We start from the raw sequence: 17,405 nt of genomic DNA on the forward strand, positions 1-17,405 counted from the left end.
GGGTGATGAAAAGAGGCTATCACCATTGGTATGATGATGATATATAGTGACCATAGAACCTCCTGACAAGTACAAAAAAATCGCCCCGAGGCGAGGAGATCTGCATGAGCTTAGTGTCGTCTGGAAAAAGTCAGCCCCTTTCTTCGCGCGGCCAGCCAGCCCTCTTTCTTACAGGAGGAATCTGTGCCGTCCTACTTGGGTTATCGGCGCTCAACGGTCCGTTGATAAGCATCCGCAAACTCGACCCGGTGACGGGCAAGGTCGCTCTGAACAACGCTCGCGCGGCCAACGCCGAGGGACAGAACCAGACATTCGCCCTCTCCAGCTTCGACGCCAACCAGTTTGTCACTCAACAATGGGTGGGAGATGTCGAAACGGTCGTGGCTGAACGTACCGTTGACCTCACCCAATTGCTTACCGCCATCAACCAGAACCCCGCCCAGGCAGCCTTGGACTACTCGGTGCCCCACGACGGTCAGGCAAAGAACTTTATCGTCAGCGCCCGCGCCAAGGTCAGTGAAGTCAACGTCAAGTCTCCCATGGGACTTCTGGAGCTGGAACTGCCCGCCGGGTCGGTGCCTGCATCCGTAAAAATCCAGCTACTCGCCGGACCTCTGGTCATCAGCACCACGCTACGCGATGTGGCAACCAACATGTCTCTGAACAACTTCACCAATCAGACCCAGTACGCCGATGTGGCCGCCGCCTTGAACCGAAAAGCGTTGGCTCAGGCTTACGCCGCTGCGCCGGTAGCGGAACTGAAAGGCAAGACCATCGAGTTCACTGGGGTGTTTAACCTGCAATCACCCGCCACCATCCGAATTCTGCCAATCAGCCTGACGGTGGAGGAGTAAGGCATGACCAACGATCTGCAAGCGGCTGGGCCACTCCCCCCTGCCCGCGCACCGTTGTCAATGCGGGCGCGCAATATCAGCAAGGTGTACCAGGGCACTACGGCCCTCAAGGGCGTGGACTTCGATGTGGTGCACGCCAGCGTCAATGTCCTGATCGGCGAAAACGGCGCAGGCAAATCGACGCTGATGAAGATTCTTGCGGGTATCGAGCAGCCCACCTCCGGCCAGCTGTTCAGCGGCGACGACGAGCTGACCCTAAGCACCCCCCGGCAAGCCATGGCCTTGGGCATTGGCATCGTCCATCAGGAGCTGAACCTGTGCCCAAACCTCAGCGTTGCCGAGAATATGTTCATCGGCAAGGAACTGCGCGGCCGCTTCGGCAACGTACGCCACCACCAACAGCGCGAACTGGCCCGCACCACGCTGTTGCGAATGGGCCAGGAGATCGATGTCGACACACTGGTACAGGACCTGAGTATCGGTAAACGGCAAATTGTCGAAATCGCCAAAGTGCTGGTCAGTGACGTACGCGTGCTGATTCTTGATGAGCCCACCTCTTCATTGAGCGAAGCGGAAGTGGAAATCCTCTTTTTGCTGATCGCTGAATTGAAGCAGCAAGGGGTGTCGATCATATACATCTCGCATCGGCTTGAAGAGCTGATCGAAATTGGCGACTACTTCACCGTTCTGCGTGACGGCAACCTGGTCGGCACCGGCCTTAAAGGCACCGTGACAGTGGGCTGGCTGGTGGAACAGATGATTGGCCAGCAGATGACCACTGAGCTGCGCGCCGGTGCCGAACCCTCTGTGCACGAAAACGCACCGCAGGCGCTCAGGGTCGTCGACCTCGACGTGGCCAGCGAGCGCGGTTCGCTGTTGCTGAACAAAGTCTCTTTTAGCGTCAAGCGCGGAGAAATAGTGGCTTTCTATGGGCTGATGGGTGCCGGCCGAACCGAGTTGTTCGAGACACTCATTGGCCTACGTAAAGCCATTGGCGGCGAAATACACATCAACGGACAGCACGTACCCTTGCGTCAGGACATCGCCGCACGTATCCAGGCCGGGATCGCCCTGGTGCCCGAAGACCGGCAAAAGCTTGGGCTAGTTACCGGGGCGTCGGTTCGCGACAACTTGCTGCTGCCTAACCTCAACCGTTACCAGCGTCTGTATGGCCTCGCGACACCCGCCATGGACGCCGACGTATCACGAATCATCCGCGAGCTGCATATCAAGACTGAACATGCAGGCGTCGCCATCTCGTCACTGTCCGGCGGTAACCAGCAAAAAGTCGTGGTGGGCAAAAACCTGCTGACGGATCCGCACATATTGCTCCTGGATGAGCCGACTCGCGGCATCGACATCAAGGCCCGACGCGAATTATTCGAGGTGCTCGATCGCCTGGCCCGCAATGGACTGACCATTTTGTACGCCTCCAGTGATCTCAAGGAAATTCTCGGCGGTGCCGATCGGGTGCTGGTGATGTGTCAGGGCCGGATTACCGCCAATCTGCCGCGCCAGCAACTGTCCGAGGCCAGCCTGGTGGCTTGCTCGCAAGTCATTCGCAAAGACCCGCACGGGGCCACGCACCTTCACAAGGAACACGCATGATGGCTGAATCAATGTCATTGCCCGCCCGCAAGACCCCGTCCATAAACGCACGCAGCTTGCCGCTATTGCTGTTGAAAATGCGGGCCTATCTCGCCCTGATGCTGCTGGTCATTCTCTTTTCCAGCATCGCGCCTTCATTTCTCTCGGCACGCAACCTCGTCATTGTCGCGGAACAAGTCGCGGTGTTCGCGATTCTCGGAATCGGCATGACCTTCGTGATTCTGGCTGCGGGGATAGACCTGTCGGTGGGTGCCATCGCAGGCCTCGCCGCCATGATTGCCGGCTACCTGATTGCCGAAGGCCTGCAGTTGCCCTGGCTGGGAGTCTCGGTGTTTGGCAGCATCCCGGTAATCTGCATGGTGACATTGGCCGTGGGGACTTTGGTCGGAGCCATTAACGGCTGGTTTATCACGCGCCTCAAGGTTACCCCGTTCATCATGACGCTGGGCATGCTGTACATGGCTCGCGGCGCAGCTCAACTGGTATCCGGAGGCGCAACTTATGGTGATCTGGGCGGGCAAGCCGAACTCAACAACACAGGTTTTCTGCTGCTGGGAACCGCACGCATACTCTCGGTCCCGGTGTCCATCTGGCTGATGATCATCCTGACGCTGGTGGCAGTCTATATCTGCCGCAAGACAGTGTTCGGCCGTCAGGTGTACGCCATTGGCGGCAATGAGCGCGCAGCCGAGCTGTCGGGCGTTCGTGTCAATCGGGTGAAGCTGGGGACCTACGCTATTTCCGGATTCTGTGCTGCCTTGGCCGGGCTGATCATCGCCTCACGCCTGGGGGCCGCCAACCCGGCAATTGCGACGTCTTACGAACTGAATGCTATCGCCGTGGTGGTGCTTGGCGGAGCGTCATTGTTCGGTGGTGTGGGCACCATCGGCGGCACCATTATTGGCGCCTTTGTGCTTGGGGTTCTGAGCAACGGCATGGTGCTGGTGGGTATTTCCGATTTCTGGCAAACGGTGATCACAGGTGCGGTCATCGTGCTGGCGGTAGTGGTTGACCAATTGCAGCGGCGCGTCGAGAAATCCAGCGCCGAACGCGAGGCCAAGGCCCAGGAAACACAGGGTTCGACAGTCTCTAATGCTTGATTTTCAAGGGATGGCAACAACAATGAAAAAGAGCTTCTCTGAGCATCTGTTCTCGCTGGCCGCACTGTCGGCGGCCCTTTATGCAACCAGTGCCCTGGCGGTTGAATTCAAACCTTCCGATCATTTGATCGTGATTATCACGCCGTCGCACAGCAACGCCTTTTACAAGGCCGAGTCCGACACCGCACAAGCCGCAGCCAAGAAGCTCGGTTACCGCACCAACGCACTGGTGCATCAGGACGACCCAGACATTCAATTACGCCTGGTACAGACCGCGATCGGTGATAACGCCAGCGCCATCATCCTCGACAATGCCGGCTCGGATTCGTCCATCGCTGCGGTGAAACGGGCTAAAGAAGCAGGAATACCTACCTTTCTGATCGACCGCGAAGTCAACGCCAATGGCATCGCAACGGCACAAATCGTCTCCAACAACTCTCAGTGTGCAACCTCCGTGGCTGAATTTTTCGCCGAGCAGGTCGGTTTTAAAGGCGAGTACGTCGAATTGACCGGGCGCACCTCCGACGTCAACGCCCACGTGCGCTCCGAAGGTTTTCATCGGGTGCTGGACCAGATTCCCGATATGAAGATGGTCGCGCAACAATCGGCCAACTGGGACCAGACCCAGGGCTATAACGTGATGCAGTCGATCATTCAGGCCAACCCGAACATTGTGGGAGTACTTGCTGGCAACGACACCATGGCCCTTGGCGCAGCCGCGGCCTTGAAAAACGCGGGCAACGACAAGGTGATTGTGGTCGGTATCGACGGTAACCCCGACGTGGTGCGGCAGATTGCTGGCGCAGGTCCGATCGCCGCCACCGGCTTGCAGCAAGCAACAAAAATGGCAGCAATGGCCATGGAGCAGGCCGACCAATATCTACGGACCGGTAAAACCGACAAACCGGAAAAACAATCCGTAGATTGTGTGCTGGTGTCCAAGGACAACAGCCATCAGGTACGCGAGGGTGGTTTCGGTATGCAGTAACGTCTGTCGCCGATGTGAATACGCCGTGAGGTTTACCCGCCCACGGCGCTCACGGCGTCATTTCCAGCGTCGGGGTTTGACGGTGGTGCCGGTTTCAGCTGATTGGTAAGCCGCCTCGACCAGCGCCTGAGTATTGTAATTGTCCGTGCCGCTGGTCTCGCATGCCGTGCCTGCGCGTTGATGGTCCAGCCATTGGTTCTGCAGACTCAATACACTCTGCTGAATAGCCGACCATGGCGCCTCGCTCCAGGCAGGTACCTGCGGGGACACGTCAACCTCCCTCAGCCCCCCCTGCATGTCATGCACCTGCAATCGAAAATCGGCCAGCAACCGTAACGATCCAGCATCCCCATCGATCTCCAGCAAGGTTTGTGGAAACGGGTCCTTGTGCAACCGGGTGGCGTAGCTGAAATCCACCACGCTGGTAACCCCCGAATCATGGGCCAGCATCACCGTGGCGACATCTTCGCCAAGGATTGCCGGGTTCACCCGCCGGGTTTCACACGTCAAGCGACTGACATCGCCAAATAATGCCCGGGCCACATCGAGCACGTGCACGCCCAAGTCATCGATGATAAAACGCGGGGTCTTGGCCAGGTAGGGCTGTAAACGATACACATCGAAGCCGCTGCGAAAACTGACACGTCCGAAAAAGGGCGTGCCGATGCTGCCCGTGCGCAGCTGTTCGATGGTCGCCCGGATGGCGGCTTGCCAGCGAAAATTTTCATGCACGGTCAAACTCACCCCACGCTCTGCACAGGCATCAATCATTAGTCGGGCGTCCTCCAGAGTCGCCGCAAAGGGCTTCTGACAGATCACCTGTAGCCCGGCCTGCGCCGCCATCAACACCAGCGGTTTATGGGCTACAGTGGGCGTGGCAATGTCAACGAAATCAAGTTGCAGTTCATCGAGCATTATTTGCGCGTCAGTGAACAGCGCTGCATCTGGCTGATACTCGGCAAAAGCGGTCAGCCGCCGGGGATCGCTGTCACACAGCGCGACGATCGCAACGCCCTGCTGCGCCTGCCAGGCACGCAGTTGATTGAGGGCAAAAAAACCACAGCCAATCAAAGCCCCGCGCAATGGTGTGCAGTCCTGCATAGATACCTCTGTTGATATCGGTCCGGTCAAAAAAAACGCCCGGGGTATTAACCGCCGAGCGCTGAACGTCGCTGAGTATGCGCTTGAATCAGGCAGCGTCGGCTTTACGCACCGCATCGATCTTGAGCATGCGGGCAATGATCAGGTCCAGCTCCTTCTCATCGAAAATTTTCTTCCAATCCGGTTTGATGATTTGCTCACGACCATAGTCGATAGCAATCAGGCAAGCATCGGAGAACGGGTTGGTACTGCGGAATGCCACTGCCAGGGCAATCTGGATATGACCGTAAAGCATCGCCTTGGCTGCCGCTTCAGGCACACCGATGCGGTTGATGGTTTCATCCAGCGCTTCTTTCATGAAGCTGCCGACCATGCAGGCCACGGTTTCCACCAACGTCGGTTCCAGATAGGCCAGTTGTTTGACCGTGACCCAGTGCACCTCCCCCACCGGGCCGTACATCACGCCAATGATCTCGGCCAGTTCTGAACGCTGCTTGTCGTTACCGCTCTCAAAAGCTGCGCAAACATCTTGAATAGCTGCGTTGCCACCGAAAGCATCGGCGTACTCTTCCTTGGTGGTTCGCTCAAGAAACACAGACGGGTGACAGGGGTGAGCGACTGCCTGGTGAATGCCGTCACGCTGCGCCAGCAGCCCGGCGTAAGAGGCAGCAGGGTCGAGGGTCAGCAGAATCGCACCGTTTTTCATCTGCGGCACTACAAGCCCGGAGACAGTTTCCAGTGCCACGTCGGGCACCGCAAGAATCACCACATCGGCGTGAGCCACCACCTCATCGGTGACCGCCAGCTCACGACCGGCGGCGATGATTTGTTCACGCGCCCGGGGCGAGTTTTCGCAGTACGCCACGTTGTAACGGCTGTGCTGCAGGTTGTTGGAAATGCGCATGCCCATCTTCCCGCCGGCGCCCACAATGGCAATTTTTTTCAGTTCGTATGTCATGGGTTATTCCTCGCTTTGCTTGGCATTCAGGTAGTTCAGGTTGTGTCGCGTCCATTGGTCTTCCATGGCGCAGGTAGACGCCGCGTCGAGTTGCCAGGGAAGCCAGTGTTCGATGATCTGGTTGATGTGCTTGTGGTCGGGCTGGACCTTGCCGCGCATGTAGTCGTAATCCAGCAGGCCTTCCCCCATCGGGCAGCCAGCAAAGGTGAACCCCACCCAACCGTCGCGTCGGGAAAAGCTGAAGTCCTTGACGTGCAGGTTCAGCACACGGCTGGCGGTCATGTCGATCACATCCTTGGGATGCTCGAGCGCTGCAACACAGTTGCCAGGGTCCAGACAGATGCCTAACCAAGGGCTGTCGATACGTTCGATCGCCTGCATAATCCTGCTGGTCGGCACCTGCTCATAAGTCTCCAATGCCAGCTTGACGTCCTGCTCGACAAAGCTCGGCATCACCGTTTCCAACAGCCAGACGGCCTCGTCAAGGGTGGGTTGGTGCGTGTTGCTGTTGAACATGCTTCGCAGGAGGCGCACATCAAGAGTTCGGGCGATATCCAGATATTTCCGTAAGTGCGCGGTTTCCAGCCCGCGCGTACCCAGTTCGAGAATAAGGCCCAGGTCATCTGCTTGGTGTTTGAGCTCAAGCAAGGCCCGCGGCGAGAGCGCTTCGAGACCTTTGTAATCACAGATCTGGAACACCCCCGCACCCAGCTCTGCGGTCTGCTGCAGCATCATCGGCAGATCCAGGGGGCGTGGCACACGCTCGGATGCACGCCAGAAAAACGAGTAGGTACTCAAGCCGATTGCCATACGTTGCCCTCCTCCTTGGCGATGACTGCGTCAGCGCACTGTCGCGCCGCTTCTTCGAGAATCGATGCGAAGTTCAGCGGGTCATGGGCAAAGCGGCCAAGGAACAACCCATCAACCTTACCGCCAAGTGCGGTCAGCAAGCCGGGCCCGGCGCTGCCGCCATAGATAACCCGGGTTCCGGCAAGCCCGTTCTCGGCGACCCGCTTGCCGAGAGCTGCGCAAACCTCGCCGATGTAGGCCAAAGAAGCTGGCTGGCTGGCACCGATGGCCCACTGTGGTTCATACGCCAGAATCAAATCCCCTTGCAGCCCGGCATCCACCGCACTGGCCAATGAAGCCTCGAGCTGCTCCAGGCACACTTCAACGGACTCTTCGACGCGTCCGTGGTGCTCCTCCCCAAGACACAACATCGGAGTCAAACCGTTACGCCAGGCTGCGGCCGTCTTGTCGGCAATGCTCCGGGGTGTTTCAGCGAAATAGCGCCGGCGCTCGGCATGCCCGATTTCCACCAGGCTACAACCCATTTCCTTGAGCACTGCCGGGCTGACTTCGCCGGTATAGGCGCCCTCGTCCTCCCAAAATACGTCTTGTGCGCCGACCTTGGCGATGCCGTGGAAAATCTCCAGCGCCGGCGCCAGCATCGGAAAACTGGGGATCACCAACACTTCAATCGCGCCACTGCGCACCTGAGGATGCTGTTTGATCTGCTCGGCCACCGCCGCACACCATTGCAGCGTTCGCTGGTAGCCGAAATACATCTTCAGGCTGACCCCGAGTGTTACCGCCGGGCGATTCATCGCGCACTGACCCGTTCATAGTCATTCAGGGTCTGGACCTTGAGCGCGGATGCCGAGCTTTCGTCAAAGCGATAGGTCAGCCACTCCTTGAGCAGGCGACGTGCCAGTTCCAGGCCTATCACCCGTTGACCGAATGTCAGGACCTGAGCGTTGTTGCTGAGGATCGCGCGCTCCACCGAGAAACTGTCGTGAGCGGTTACCGCACGAATGCCTGGGACTTTGTTGGCGGCGATCGCCACGCCCAGACCAGTACCACAAATCAGCAATGCTCGGTCGGCCTGCCCTGCCGCGACTTTTTCGGCTGCCGCTATTGCTATCAGGGGATAAGCCGTATGGCTCTGGCTGTCTACGCCAATATCGTCGACCGACGCTACGGCCGGGTTCGCCATCAGATCGCGCTTGAGGGCTTCCTTGTATTCGTAACCGGCGTCATCGCAACCAATTACAATGCGTAATTTTTCACCCATGGACTGTCTCCTCGGCAAGGTTTGGCGCTCGAAGGCCGACGCGTAGCAACGGCTCGATCGCATTGATAATCAGGGAAAGGGAAACCGCACCTGCGTCGGGTGTGCCGAGGCTTTTCTCGGCGAGCGGCCGTGCACGGCCAATGCGCGGCCGTAATTGAGCGGTGTCGGCAGCGGCTCTTTGCGCGACTTTGGCGGCGATGCCCCAGGCCTCTCCGAGCTCCAGTGCAGACTGCGCTGATTCGCACAGCGACTGGCTGAATGGAACCAGCACATCGACCATGGTCTTGTCGCCCACCTGTGCCTTGCCAAAATGCATTATCCCTTGGCTAGCCCGACGAACCCCTTCGGCAACCAGCGCGGTATCGGGATCCAGGTGATCCCCAAGAGTGGTGCCCAATGCCGTCAATGCCACCCCCCAGAGCGCACCGGATGTGCCCCCCGCCTGGTCAGCCCAGGCATCGGCGGCTAAACGCAGCAAGGTGCCTGCTCCACACTTGAGTGCCTGTACCTCGCGCGCCCTGGCAACGGCGGCCATCACCCCGCGCTGCATGCCAATCCCGTGGTCACCGTCACCCGCAATGGCATCGATCCGTCCCAGTTCATCGGCATGCTGCAGCACGGTGCGCTCGGCCATTTCCAGCGCCTGCAACACGCACTGCGCGGACCGTCTGGACTTGACGCTGGCTGCCGGAATGACCACCTGTTCGATTACTTGAAACGCCAACTCGCCCAAGGTTTCAGCCAACACCACTGCGCCTTTTCGATACGCCGGGGTCGATACCGGAGCGCACCAGAATCGCTCGAGTTCCTCGTCCAGCCAGCACAGCGTCAGTGAGACACCGGCCATGTCAAAGCTGGTCACCAGCTCACCGACTTCTGGCTCGACCACACGCAGGCCGGCCTCACTCAACAATTGAGAGACGCACCGGTACACCACGAACAGCTCTTCGTATTTCACACTGCCCAAACCGTTGAGGATCACCGCCACGCGCTGGCCATTTACTGAGCCAATGTCCTCGGGCAAGTCCTTGAGCAGCGCCGCCACCATCAATTCGGCCAGCTCATCAGCGCTGGGAACCGGACGCTCATCAATGCCTGGCTCGCCATGGATGCCCATGCCCAGAGCCATCTTTCCCGGTGGCACATCGAACAAAGGGTGTTGCGCCCCCGGCAACGTACAGCCCGCAAATGCCACGCCCAGTGAGCGGGTTCGGGCATTCGCATGCCGCGCTACGCGCACCACCTCAGAAAACTCATATCCGCTTTCGGCCGCGGCCGAGGCGGCCTTGAACACCACCAGATCGCCAGCGATACCGCGTCGCTTGTGCAGTTCGTCGCTGCCGGCGCTGGAAATGTCATCCGTCACGGCTATCACTTCACACTGAATGCCCTCGGCCAGCAGACGGTCCCTGGCCAGACCGAAGTGCAGCACGTCACCTGCGTAGTTGCCGTAGCCCAGCAACACGCCGCCGCCCTTATGGGCAACACGCGCAACGTTGTAGATCTGCTGCGCGGACGGTGAAGCAAACAAATTGCCCATGACCGCCGCATGGGCCAGGCCTTGGCCGACCAAGCCGGCGAAGGCCGGGTAATGACCGGAACCGCCGCCGATTACCACCGCCACGGAGCCCGGCTCACTGCGGGTACTACGTACGACGCCACCGGGAACCTGACGAACTTTATCGCCATGCACCGCGACGAAACCTTGCACCAGCTCGCTGGCAAACGCCGAAGGTTTATTAAACAAACGAGTCATTACTTACTCTCCCTGTAGCGCTTGACGGGTGGGGGTGGGCGGCGTCACGGAAACTGCCCGGCGCTCGCTGCCCAAAGCAACCATAAGCACGGCCGACATCAGCATCAGCCCGCCGACAACGAACATCGGCACGATGTAATCGCCAGTACTTTCCTTGAGCATTCCGGTGACGAAGCCAGCAGAAAAACCTGCCACGTTGCCCACTGTATTGATCAACGCCACCGCGGCAGCCGCTGAAGCACCGGTGAGGAATCGAGTTGGCAAGGTCCAGAAGTTCGGCAGTGCAGCGAAGATCGAACAAGCGGTAATCGTTACCACCGCCACCGTGGCCGCCGGCGAAGCCATAGCCAGGGCGAGCGGGATACTCACGGCACCGGTCAGCGCCGGTAGCGCAATGTGCCAAGTGCGACAGCCTCTGCGGGTGGCATCTCGCGACCATAGATACAGAGCGACCGCGGCAGGCAAATAAGGAATCGCGGTGATCAGGCCTTTTTCGAACACCGTGAAAGTGGTGCCGAACTGGGCCTGGAAGCCGCCAATGATAGTCGGCAGGAAGAATGACAAAGCGTAGAGGCCGTAGATGAAGCCGAAGTAGATCAGGCACAGCATCCACACCCGGCCATTAAGCATGGCGCGTCCGACACCCGGATGGCCCGCACTGGATTGAGTCTCGCCATGCTCGCGTTCAAGCTCACCGACCAACCAGGCTTTCTCTTCGGCGTTCAGCCATTTGGCTTCCGATGGACGATCGACCAGGTAATACCAGGCAATGAATCCGACAAGAATCGCCGGCAGTGACACGCCGAGAAACATCACGCGCCAGCCAGCCAGTCCGAACAGGCCGTCATGTCCGATCAACCAGGCTGCCAGCGGCGCACCAATGACCACTGTCAACGGCTGAGCCAGATAAAACAGCGCGAGGATCTTGCTGCGGTAACGCGAAGGGACCCACAGGCTGAGGAACAGGATGGCGCCGGGAAAGAAGCCAGCTTCGGCGATCCCGAGCAACAAGCGCAGCCCGTACAACCCTTCGACACTGCTAACCCAGGTGAAGAGCAAGGACACCACTCCCCAGGACACCATGATCCGCGCCAGCCACTTGCGGGCTCCGAAGCGGTGCAAAGCGAGATTGCTCGGAATTTCCAGCAGGATATAACCGATAAAGAAAATCCCGGATGCCAGCCCGAACTGCGCAATGGTCAGGCCCAAGTCCTGTGTCATGCCATTAGGACCGGCGAAAGAAATCGCCGTGCGATCAAGAAAGTTGATGAAGAACATGAGGCCCACAAAAGGCACCAGGCGCAGCGATATTTTGCGGATGGCCGATTTTTCGGCGCTAAGTGATGCGCAGACAATGGACATGTCGTTTCTCCGACTCATCTACGGTCATGAAGTGCGTCACGACTGGTGTGATGAGGTGATTTCTTATTATGGTCGCTATAAAGCAGCGATCCGACCTTAGGCCTGGCTCGTGATCAAGCGATGGCTTAGGCAAATTTCTAACACGACCCTTTCTAATTGTATACTGTGATGATGGTATGATCTCTATGCAAGCTAGAATAAACTCTCAGGACTATCCTGAGAGGACCGTGCCAGAGGGGTTAGAAAATCAAACAACTGTTTATTTAAAGTTTAGCGGGGCACGCTCAACCATCCGGATACAGCCTGAAATTGTCACTCCGGGAGAGCTTTATATAAGTGCCGCGAGGGGGCGAAGACAGAACAGCTGAGGCAACCAGGCTAGTGTCGCGTGACCAATCTCGTGATAAACACCTCGCGTGGAAGCCAACTCCCGGGGCTCAACGCAGGGCCCTGTAAATCTCGGAAACAACCTGCATCGTCGCGTCTTCGATGGTCCCTTCATTACGGCATACAACCCAGCCGTGATGTGCACTCGCTTGCTCGAACGCCTGGGTACAGGCGACATGTTCTTCCAGCTTATGGATCACCGTACTGCTTAGCCCCCGTCGCCGCGCTGCCGCCCTCGCCCATGAAAGTTCAGGTGCGGTGACAACCCCGACATGCAGGTCGGGCACTCGCACATTTCGTTCAATGTTCAATTGCAGAATTTCTGCGAACGGGAGTATCCGGCGAAAAGCGGCATCAGACGGATACCAGCGATCGATCAGGATGATGCTATCGGGGGGTTGTTTAGTCAGCACGTGCCGGGAAATCCAGGCACGGCTATCAGCAAAGCGTTCACACACCCTTAACTCTAAATCCCGGGTGGGATTTCTGGCGAATGCGTTAACGAGGGTCATCGTTTCAGCCCTGCCGGGGTCGCTTTTTTTCTCGCAAAGCCGGATCACTTTTTTGTTATCGGCCCTCAGTGCTTTCGTAACGGCCTCCAACAGTGTGGTTTTGCCGGTTCCTTTGGGCCCATCTAGAGAAACAAACAGCGGACGATTCATTCTTCAAATATCGATTGTTTTGCGTTTTTTTGCCCTGTTCGTTTGCTGGAACCGCTTGGTGCGACTACGCGAATCGAGTGCAAGGTCCTTATGAACAGACATCGGCGAGCACTTTAACCTTAAACCCGCTCTTTCTCTCAGCGACGCCCTGCTGGAGTCAGATTAGCCCCCAGATATTCGATTAAAGCACTGACTTTTGGCAGCGCTTCGCGGCTCTTTAGCCATACCAAATTCATCGGAAGGCCTTCCGTGGCCAGATGAGGCAAAACCTCCACCAGCGCTCCCGTGTTCAAATGCGCTTGCACCAGCCAGGTAGGCAGTTGGGCGATGCCAAGCCCGGCCAATACTGCCATCACCTCTCCTTCACCGTCCCCCACGGCAATATGGGGGTGCATGATCCTGCGCTCCTTATCACCCTGCTGACGGCCTTTGAAATACCAGGGGATCGCCATCCCGTCGTTCTGCCCATAACCCACGCAAAGGTGTGCATCCAGGTCCGACTCCGACTGGGGTTGCCCGTAGCGGAGCAGATAATCGGGTGATGCGCAAAAAACCAGCTTCGGCGTGCCGAAAAAACGGTGCCCTATAGAGGCAGGCCACGCATCCGAGCCGCCGATCCTGACAACAATATCAATACCTTCGTGGACCGGGTCGACGTACCGATCCGAGAACGACACATGCGGTGACAGCCGTGGGTGCAGCTTCATGAAATCCAGAATTAGCGGCAGGACATGAAGCCTTCCATAAGAAGCTGGCAGGTCAATACGCACCTTGCCCTGAGGTTCGGTCTGGGTCGAGGTCAGCGCTATTTCAACCTCTTCCAGATCTGAAAGCACCGCCGTACACGTACGGTAGAAGGTTTCTCCCGCGTCGGTCAGTGACAAGCGACGCGTGGTGCGCTGAAACAAACGGGTGCCGAGCCGCCCTTCGAGTCGGGCAATGCTCTTGCTGACGGCAGAGTTGGTCAGGTTCAGGCGGCCAGCGGCCGCCGTAAAGCTGCCCAGATCGGCAACGATAACAAAAACATCAATACCCTTAAGGCGTTCAGACGAAAACATCACCACTCCAATTGATGAATTAAATTCCACTCACTCAGTAGAATTCAGCAAAGATCAAGCTCAGTTTCTCCAATAGGCTATATCAAAACCTATTCTGGAGTTAAGCGACATGCAGTCCTCATCTGCGGCAAGTGCCACATTGGCCCCTGCCGAAACATCACGTTCAGGACTTCAGATTCTGATTATGGCGGTCGCAGCCTTTATTATCGTGACCACCGAGTTCCTGATCGTCGGCCTGCTACCAGCCCTGTCACGAGACTTGAATATCTCTATCGCCCTGGCTGGTCAGGTCGTTACGCTGTTTGCCTTTACCGTAATGTTATTCGGGCCCGTACTCACGGCCAGGCTGGCGCATGTCGAGCGCAAAAAGCTGTTCACCATCATTCTCATGGTGTTCGCGGCATCCAACGTTCTGGCAGCGGTGTCCAGCAATATCTGGGTGCTGGCTGTGGCTCGATTTATCCCTGCCCTGGCGTTACCGGTTTTCTGGGGCACGGCCAGCGAGACTGCAGGCCAACTCGCAGGGCCTGGGCAGTCGGGTAAAGCTGTAGGCCGCGTTTACTTGGGCATTACCGCCGCACTGGTGTTTGGTGTGCCGCTGGGTACCTTGGCAGCTGACACGGTGGGCTGGCGCGGCAGCTTCTGGATCCTGGCAGCCGTCTCCCTGCTGATTGGCATCCTGATGCATCTGGTGATGCCGAAGCTGCCGGTCACCGAAAAATCGCACCCTGACCAGAAACAGACGGCAATCTTGCGCCAACCACGTTTTCTGGCTCACTTGCTGCTGTCGGTCCTGAGCTTTACCGCTCTGTTCACTGCCTATACCTATCTTGCAGACATCCTTGAACGACTCGGCGGCATTCCTGCTGGCCAGGTGGGCTGGTGGCTGATGGGCTTCGGCGCGATCGGCATGGTTGGTAACCACTTGGGCGGCAGTATGGTAGACCGCAAACCGCTGGCTGCCATGGTGGTGTTTCTGGTGCTGGCCGGTGCCGGGATGCTGGCGGCCGTACCGCTTGCACCTCATCACCTTTGGTTGACCGTTGCGTTGGTGGCGTGGGGTATCGGTTACACCGCGCTATTCGTGGTGTGTCAGGTGCGAGTGATGCAGGCCGGTGAGCAATCTCAGGCCTTGGCTGCGACCCTGAATATATCGGCAGCCAACGCCGGCATCGGCCTGGGCGCAATCCTTGGTGGGGTCGGCATCGGTCACTATGGCCTGGGCTCGATCGGCATTATCGCCACCCTGATCGCCGCACTCGCTGTCATCGTTGCACTGCTGATGATGCGTCGTCAGTAACTCAGGCCTGGGAAAGAATGCAATCCAGCAAGCCCGGGAAACGCAGATTGAGTTCCTCCGACCGCAGCGAGTTCATGTGCGTAGTACCGATATTTCGCGTGTGAACAAGCCCGGCGTCGCGCAAGACTCGAAAGTGATGGGACATGCTGGACTTGGGGCGACCGCCGTCCAGCTCGCCGCACGATGCTTCAGCGACGCCCGCAAGATACCGGACAATCTCGAAACGGACAGGGTCACTCAGGGCGTAAAGCAAACGCTCGAGGATGAAATCAGATGGAACTGGATGTTTGAAGGTGCGCATGTGGCGATGATAACGAACGCTTTCAATGAATGCCATATTTCGAATACTATCGAACAAGCGAAACAAACTTTCCAGGAGCCATGACATGTCTGCACTATTCGAACCGTACACGTTGAAGGACGTCACCTTAAGAAACCGTATCGCCATTCCGCCGATGTGTCAGTACATGGCCGATGACGGCATGGTCAACGATTGGCACTTGGTCCACCTGGCCAGTTTGGCAAGGGGCGGCGCCGGTCTGGTTGTAGTCGAGGCAACAGCCGTATCTCCCGAAGGGCGTATCACGCCAGGCTGCGCCGGCATCTGGAGCGATGCCCATGCCCAGGCGTTCGTGCCCATGGTAAAAGCGATCAAGGCTGCCGGTGCTGTGCCTGGCATTCAGATAGCCCATGCCGGGCGCAAGGCCAGCGCTAACCGTCCTTGGGAAGGCGATGATCACATCGCGGATGGTAATCCAAATGGCTGGAAGACCATCGCCCCCTCTCCCATCGCGTTCGGCGGCAATCTGCCGAAAGTCCCCCAGGAAATGACCCTGGAAGACATTGCCCGGGTGCGCCAGGACTTCGTCGATGCTGCACGCCGGGCCCGTGACGCCGGTTTTGAATGGATCGAGCTGCACTTCGCACACGGGTATCTGGGTCAAAGCTTCTTCTCGGAACACTCCAATCAGCGCACCGACGAGTACGGCGGCAGCTTTGAAAACCGTAGTCGGTTCCTGCTTGAGACGTTGGCAGCCGTGCGTGAAGTTTGGCCAGAGAACCTGCCACTGACGGCTCGTTTCGGGGTGATCGAGTATGACGGGCGTGATGAGCAAACGCTGGTTGAATCGATTGAATTGGCGCGGCGCTTCAAGGACGGCGGGCTTGACCTGTTGAGCGTCAGTGTAGGCTTCACTATCGCGCAGACCAATATTCCTTGGGGTCCCGCCTTCATGGGCCCTATCGCCGAGCGCGTGCGTCGCGAGTCGGGCCTGCCGGTGACTTCTGCATGGGGCTTTGGTACTCCGCAACTGGCACAAGCCGCTATCGAATCTCGCCAGCTGGACCTGGTGTCAGTGGGCCGGGCTCACTTGGCTGATCCGCACTGGCCGTACTTTGCAGCCAAAGAGTTGGGGGTTGAAAAGGCTTCCTGGACGCTCCCTGCGCCCTACGCTCACTGGCTTGAACGCTACAGATAAGTTGACCGGGAAATTGCCGCGTTGTTAGCGGCAATTCTACCCAGGCTATGGAGCTCATCTCACCGGGGTGCGTATGGCTCAACTATGCTTGCGGCGAGTTCTCCAGCTTTAATGCTCGCTTCCAGCTGTCCAGTCCAGCCAGACGTTGCAGGTAAGCCTGCACATGAGGATATTGCACCCCTGCCCTCATCTGCTCGATCACCGTGATGGCGACAAAAGCCAGCATGAAATCAGCCCCTGACAATGTATCTCCCACGATGAAGGTTCTGTTCGCAAGCGTACTGTCCAGAAACCCCAGGACCTTCTCAAACTCGGTCTGGGTGTAGCCGTCGAGGAATTTCAATTGAGTCCCGGCGTTGATCTCAAACTGGGTAAATAGCTTGAGTAGCACCGGCACCATCGCCGAACTTTCCGCAAAGTGAATCCATTGCAGGTACTGAAGATAATCCGGTGAATTGAACGCGGGCTCCAGCTGGGGCGCGAACCGGCGGATCAGGTATTCGACAATGGCGCCTGATTCAACGAGCACCTGCCCGTCAAATTCAATCACCGGTGACTTGCCCAGCGGATGAATGTTCTTCAGCGAGGCCGGCGCGAGACGAGTGACCGGATCGCGCTGATAGCGGATCAGGGTGTAAGGCTCGCCAATTTCTTCAAGCAACCAAAGTATACGCAGCGATCGGGACGCGTTGAGGTGGTGAAGTGTGATCATGACGGCT

17 protein-coding genes are annotated in these 17,405 nt (G+C 58.0%); 6 read left to right on the top strand and 11 right to left on the bottom strand.

The window, feature by feature from the left end:
- Positions 1 to 104 precede the first annotated feature (104 nt).
- The 4 genes from U5A05_RS12710 to U5A05_RS12725 are packed head-to-tail and all read left to right on the top strand — an operon-like array spanning position 105 to position 4,550.
- Positions 105 to 854, top strand: coding sequence for a DUF2291 family protein (locus tag U5A05_RS12710; protein ID WP_321833153.1), 750 nt, complete (start codon positions 105 to 107; stop codon positions 852 to 854).
- 3 nt (positions 855 to 857) lie between these two features.
- Positions 858 to 2,462: a sugar ABC transporter ATP-binding protein gene (locus U5A05_RS12715; protein ID WP_321833154.1), complete on the top strand. Its 1,605-nt coding sequence runs from the start codon at positions 858 to 860 to the stop codon at positions 2,460 to 2,462.
- Positions 2,459 to 3,562: an ABC transporter permease gene (locus tag U5A05_RS12720; protein WP_261738299.1), complete on the top strand. Its 1,104-nt coding sequence runs from the start codon at positions 2,459 to 2,461 to the stop codon at positions 3,560 to 3,562. Before U5A05_RS12715 ends, U5A05_RS12720 begins: the two co-directional genes overlap by 4 nt.
- 22 nt (positions 3,563 to 3,584) lie before the next feature.
- Positions 3,585 to 4,550: a D-ribose ABC transporter substrate-binding protein gene (locus U5A05_RS12725; protein WP_321833155.1), complete on the top strand. Its 966-nt coding sequence runs from the start codon at positions 3,585 to 3,587 to the stop codon at positions 4,548 to 4,550.
- Positions 4,551 to 4,607: 57 nt separating this feature from the next.
- Here the strand turns inward: U5A05_RS12725 and U5A05_RS12730 are convergent, their stop codons facing one another.
- The 9 genes from U5A05_RS12730 to U5A05_RS12770 form a co-directional block, all read right to left on the bottom strand.
- Positions 4,608 to 5,651, bottom strand: a complete 1,044-nt coding sequence (locus U5A05_RS12730; RefSeq protein ID WP_261738301.1) for a Gfo/Idh/MocA family protein — start codon at positions 5,649 to 5,651, stop codon at positions 4,608 to 4,610.
- A gap of 88 nt (positions 5,652 to 5,739) precedes the next feature.
- Positions 5,740 to 6,609 (bottom strand): phosphogluconate dehydrogenase C-terminal domain-containing protein, encoded by an 870-nt coding sequence (locus tag U5A05_RS12735; protein WP_261738302.1) that lies wholly within the window; start codon positions 6,607 to 6,609, stop codon positions 5,740 to 5,742.
- A gap of 3 nt (positions 6,610 to 6,612) precedes the next feature.
- Positions 6,613 to 7,419, bottom strand: a complete 807-nt coding sequence (locus U5A05_RS12740; protein ID WP_261738303.1) for a sugar phosphate isomerase/epimerase family protein — start codon at positions 7,417 to 7,419, stop codon at positions 6,613 to 6,615.
- Entirely contained in the window at positions 7,404 to 8,216 is an 813-nt protein-coding gene (locus tag U5A05_RS12745; RefSeq protein WP_321833156.1) for a triose-phosphate isomerase family protein, read from the bottom strand. The genes U5A05_RS12740 and U5A05_RS12745 overlap by 16 nt, the downstream gene beginning before the upstream one ends.
- Positions 8,213 to 8,683 (bottom strand): ribose-5-phosphate isomerase, encoded by a 471-nt coding sequence (locus U5A05_RS12750; protein ID WP_261738305.1) that lies wholly within the window; start codon positions 8,681 to 8,683, stop codon positions 8,213 to 8,215. The genes U5A05_RS12745 and U5A05_RS12750 overlap by 4 nt, the downstream gene beginning before the upstream one ends.
- Positions 8,676 to 10,439, bottom strand: a complete 1,764-nt coding sequence (locus tag U5A05_RS12755; protein WP_321833160.1) for a dihydroxyacetone kinase family protein — start codon at positions 10,437 to 10,439, stop codon at positions 8,676 to 8,678. Before U5A05_RS12755 ends, U5A05_RS12750 begins: the two co-directional genes overlap by 8 nt.
- Positions 10,440 to 10,442: 3 nt before the next feature.
- Positions 10,443 to 11,801: an MFS transporter gene (locus tag U5A05_RS12760; RefSeq protein ID WP_321833161.1), complete on the bottom strand. Its 1,359-nt coding sequence runs from the start codon at positions 11,799 to 11,801 to the stop codon at positions 10,443 to 10,445.
- A gap of 437 nt (positions 11,802 to 12,238) precedes the next feature.
- Positions 12,239 to 12,850, bottom strand: a complete 612-nt coding sequence (locus U5A05_RS12765) for a dTMP kinase (RefSeq protein WP_321833163.1) — start codon at positions 12,848 to 12,850, stop codon at positions 12,239 to 12,241.
- Positions 12,851 to 12,987: 137 nt separating this feature from the next.
- On the bottom strand, positions 12,988 to 13,908 hold the full coding sequence (locus U5A05_RS12770; RefSeq protein WP_261742431.1) for a LysR family transcriptional regulator: 921 nt from the start codon (positions 13,906 to 13,908) through the stop codon (positions 12,988 to 12,990).
- A 109-nt stretch (positions 13,909 to 14,017) separates the two neighbouring features.
- On the opposite strand from U5A05_RS12770, the gene U5A05_RS12775 reads away from it, so the two are divergent.
- Positions 14,018 to 15,208: an MFS transporter gene (locus U5A05_RS12775; protein ID WP_261738309.1), complete on the top strand. Its 1,191-nt coding sequence runs from the start codon at positions 14,018 to 14,020 to the stop codon at positions 15,206 to 15,208.
- A gap of 1 nt (position 15,209) precedes the next feature.
- Here the strand turns inward: U5A05_RS12775 and U5A05_RS12780 are convergent, their stop codons facing one another.
- The gene (locus U5A05_RS12780) at positions 15,210 to 15,545 is read right to left on the bottom strand and encodes an ArsR/SmtB family transcription factor (RefSeq protein ID WP_261738310.1); all 336 of its coding nucleotides are present in this window, start codon (positions 15,543 to 15,545) and stop codon (positions 15,210 to 15,212) included.
- A gap of 49 nt (positions 15,546 to 15,594) precedes the next feature.
- On the opposite strand from U5A05_RS12780, the gene U5A05_RS12785 reads away from it, so the two are divergent.
- Positions 15,595 to 16,686 (top strand): NADH:flavin oxidoreductase/NADH oxidase, encoded by a 1,092-nt coding sequence (locus U5A05_RS12785; RefSeq protein ID WP_321833165.1) that lies wholly within the window; start codon positions 15,595 to 15,597, stop codon positions 16,684 to 16,686.
- An 82-nt stretch (positions 16,687 to 16,768) separates the two neighbouring features.
- Here the strand turns inward: U5A05_RS12785 and U5A05_RS12790 are convergent, their stop codons facing one another.
- On the bottom strand, positions 16,769 to 17,398 hold the full coding sequence (locus tag U5A05_RS12790) for a glutathione S-transferase family protein (RefSeq protein WP_321833166.1): 630 nt from the start codon (positions 17,396 to 17,398) through the stop codon (positions 16,769 to 16,771).
- Positions 17,399 to 17,405: the final 7 nt, after the last annotated feature.

Origin of the sequence: Pseudomonas kulmbachensis, assembly GCF_963681935.1 — a bacterium.
Lineage (GTDB): Bacteria > Pseudomonadota > Gammaproteobacteria > Pseudomonadales > Pseudomonadaceae > Aquipseudomonas > Aquipseudomonas kulmbachensis.

Bases quoted from the DNA above. Each gene is read 5' to 3' on its own strand.
- U5A05_RS12710 (WP_321833153.1), top strand. From the start codon at position 105: ATGAGCTTAGTGTCGTCTGGAAAAAGTCAGCCCCTTTCTTCGCGCGGC.
- U5A05_RS12715 (WP_321833154.1), top strand. From the start codon at position 858: ATGACCAACGATCTGCAAGCGGCTGGGCCACTCCCCCCTGCCCGCGCA.
- U5A05_RS12720 (WP_261738299.1), top strand. From the start codon at position 2,459: ATGATGGCTGAATCAATGTCATTGCCCGCCCGCAAGACCCCGTCCATA.
- U5A05_RS12725 (WP_321833155.1), top strand. From the start codon at position 3,585: ATGAAAAAGAGCTTCTCTGAGCATCTGTTCTCGCTGGCCGCACTGTCG.
- U5A05_RS12730 (WP_261738301.1), bottom strand. From the start codon at position 5,651: ATGCAGGACTGCACACCATTGCGCGGGGCTTTGATTGGCTGTGGTTTT.
- U5A05_RS12735 (WP_261738302.1), bottom strand. From the start codon at position 6,609: ATGACATACGAACTGAAAAAAATTGCCATTGTGGGCGCCGGCGGGAAG.
- U5A05_RS12740 (WP_261738303.1), bottom strand. From the start codon at position 7,419: ATGGCAATCGGCTTGAGTACCTACTCGTTTTTCTGGCGTGCATCCGAG.
- U5A05_RS12745 (WP_321833156.1), bottom strand. From the start codon at position 8,216: ATGAATCGCCCGGCGGTAACACTCGGGGTCAGCCTGAAGATGTATTTC.
- U5A05_RS12750 (WP_261738305.1), bottom strand. From the start codon at position 8,683: ATGGGTGAAAAATTACGCATTGTAATTGGTTGCGATGACGCCGGTTAC.
- U5A05_RS12755 (WP_321833160.1), bottom strand. From the start codon at position 10,439: ATGACTCGTTTGTTTAATAAACCTTCGGCGTTTGCCAGCGAGCTGGTG.
- U5A05_RS12760 (WP_321833161.1), bottom strand. From the start codon at position 11,801: ATGTCCATTGTCTGCGCATCACTTAGCGCCGAAAAATCGGCCATCCGC.
- U5A05_RS12765 (WP_321833163.1), bottom strand. From the start codon at position 12,850: ATGAATCGTCCGCTGTTTGTTTCTCTAGATGGGCCCAAAGGAACCGGC.
- U5A05_RS12770 (WP_261742431.1), bottom strand. From the start codon at position 13,908: ATGTTTTCGTCTGAACGCCTTAAGGGTATTGATGTTTTTGTTATCGTT.
- U5A05_RS12775 (WP_261738309.1), top strand. From the start codon at position 14,018: ATGCAGTCCTCATCTGCGGCAAGTGCCACATTGGCCCCTGCCGAAACA.
- U5A05_RS12780 (WP_261738310.1), bottom strand. From the start codon at position 15,545: ATGGCATTCATTGAAAGCGTTCGTTATCATCGCCACATGCGCACCTTC.
- U5A05_RS12785 (WP_321833165.1), top strand. From the start codon at position 15,595: ATGTCTGCACTATTCGAACCGTACACGTTGAAGGACGTCACCTTAAGA.
- U5A05_RS12790 (WP_321833166.1), bottom strand. From the start codon at position 17,398: ATGATCACACTTCACCACCTCAACGCGTCCCGATCGCTGCGTATACTT.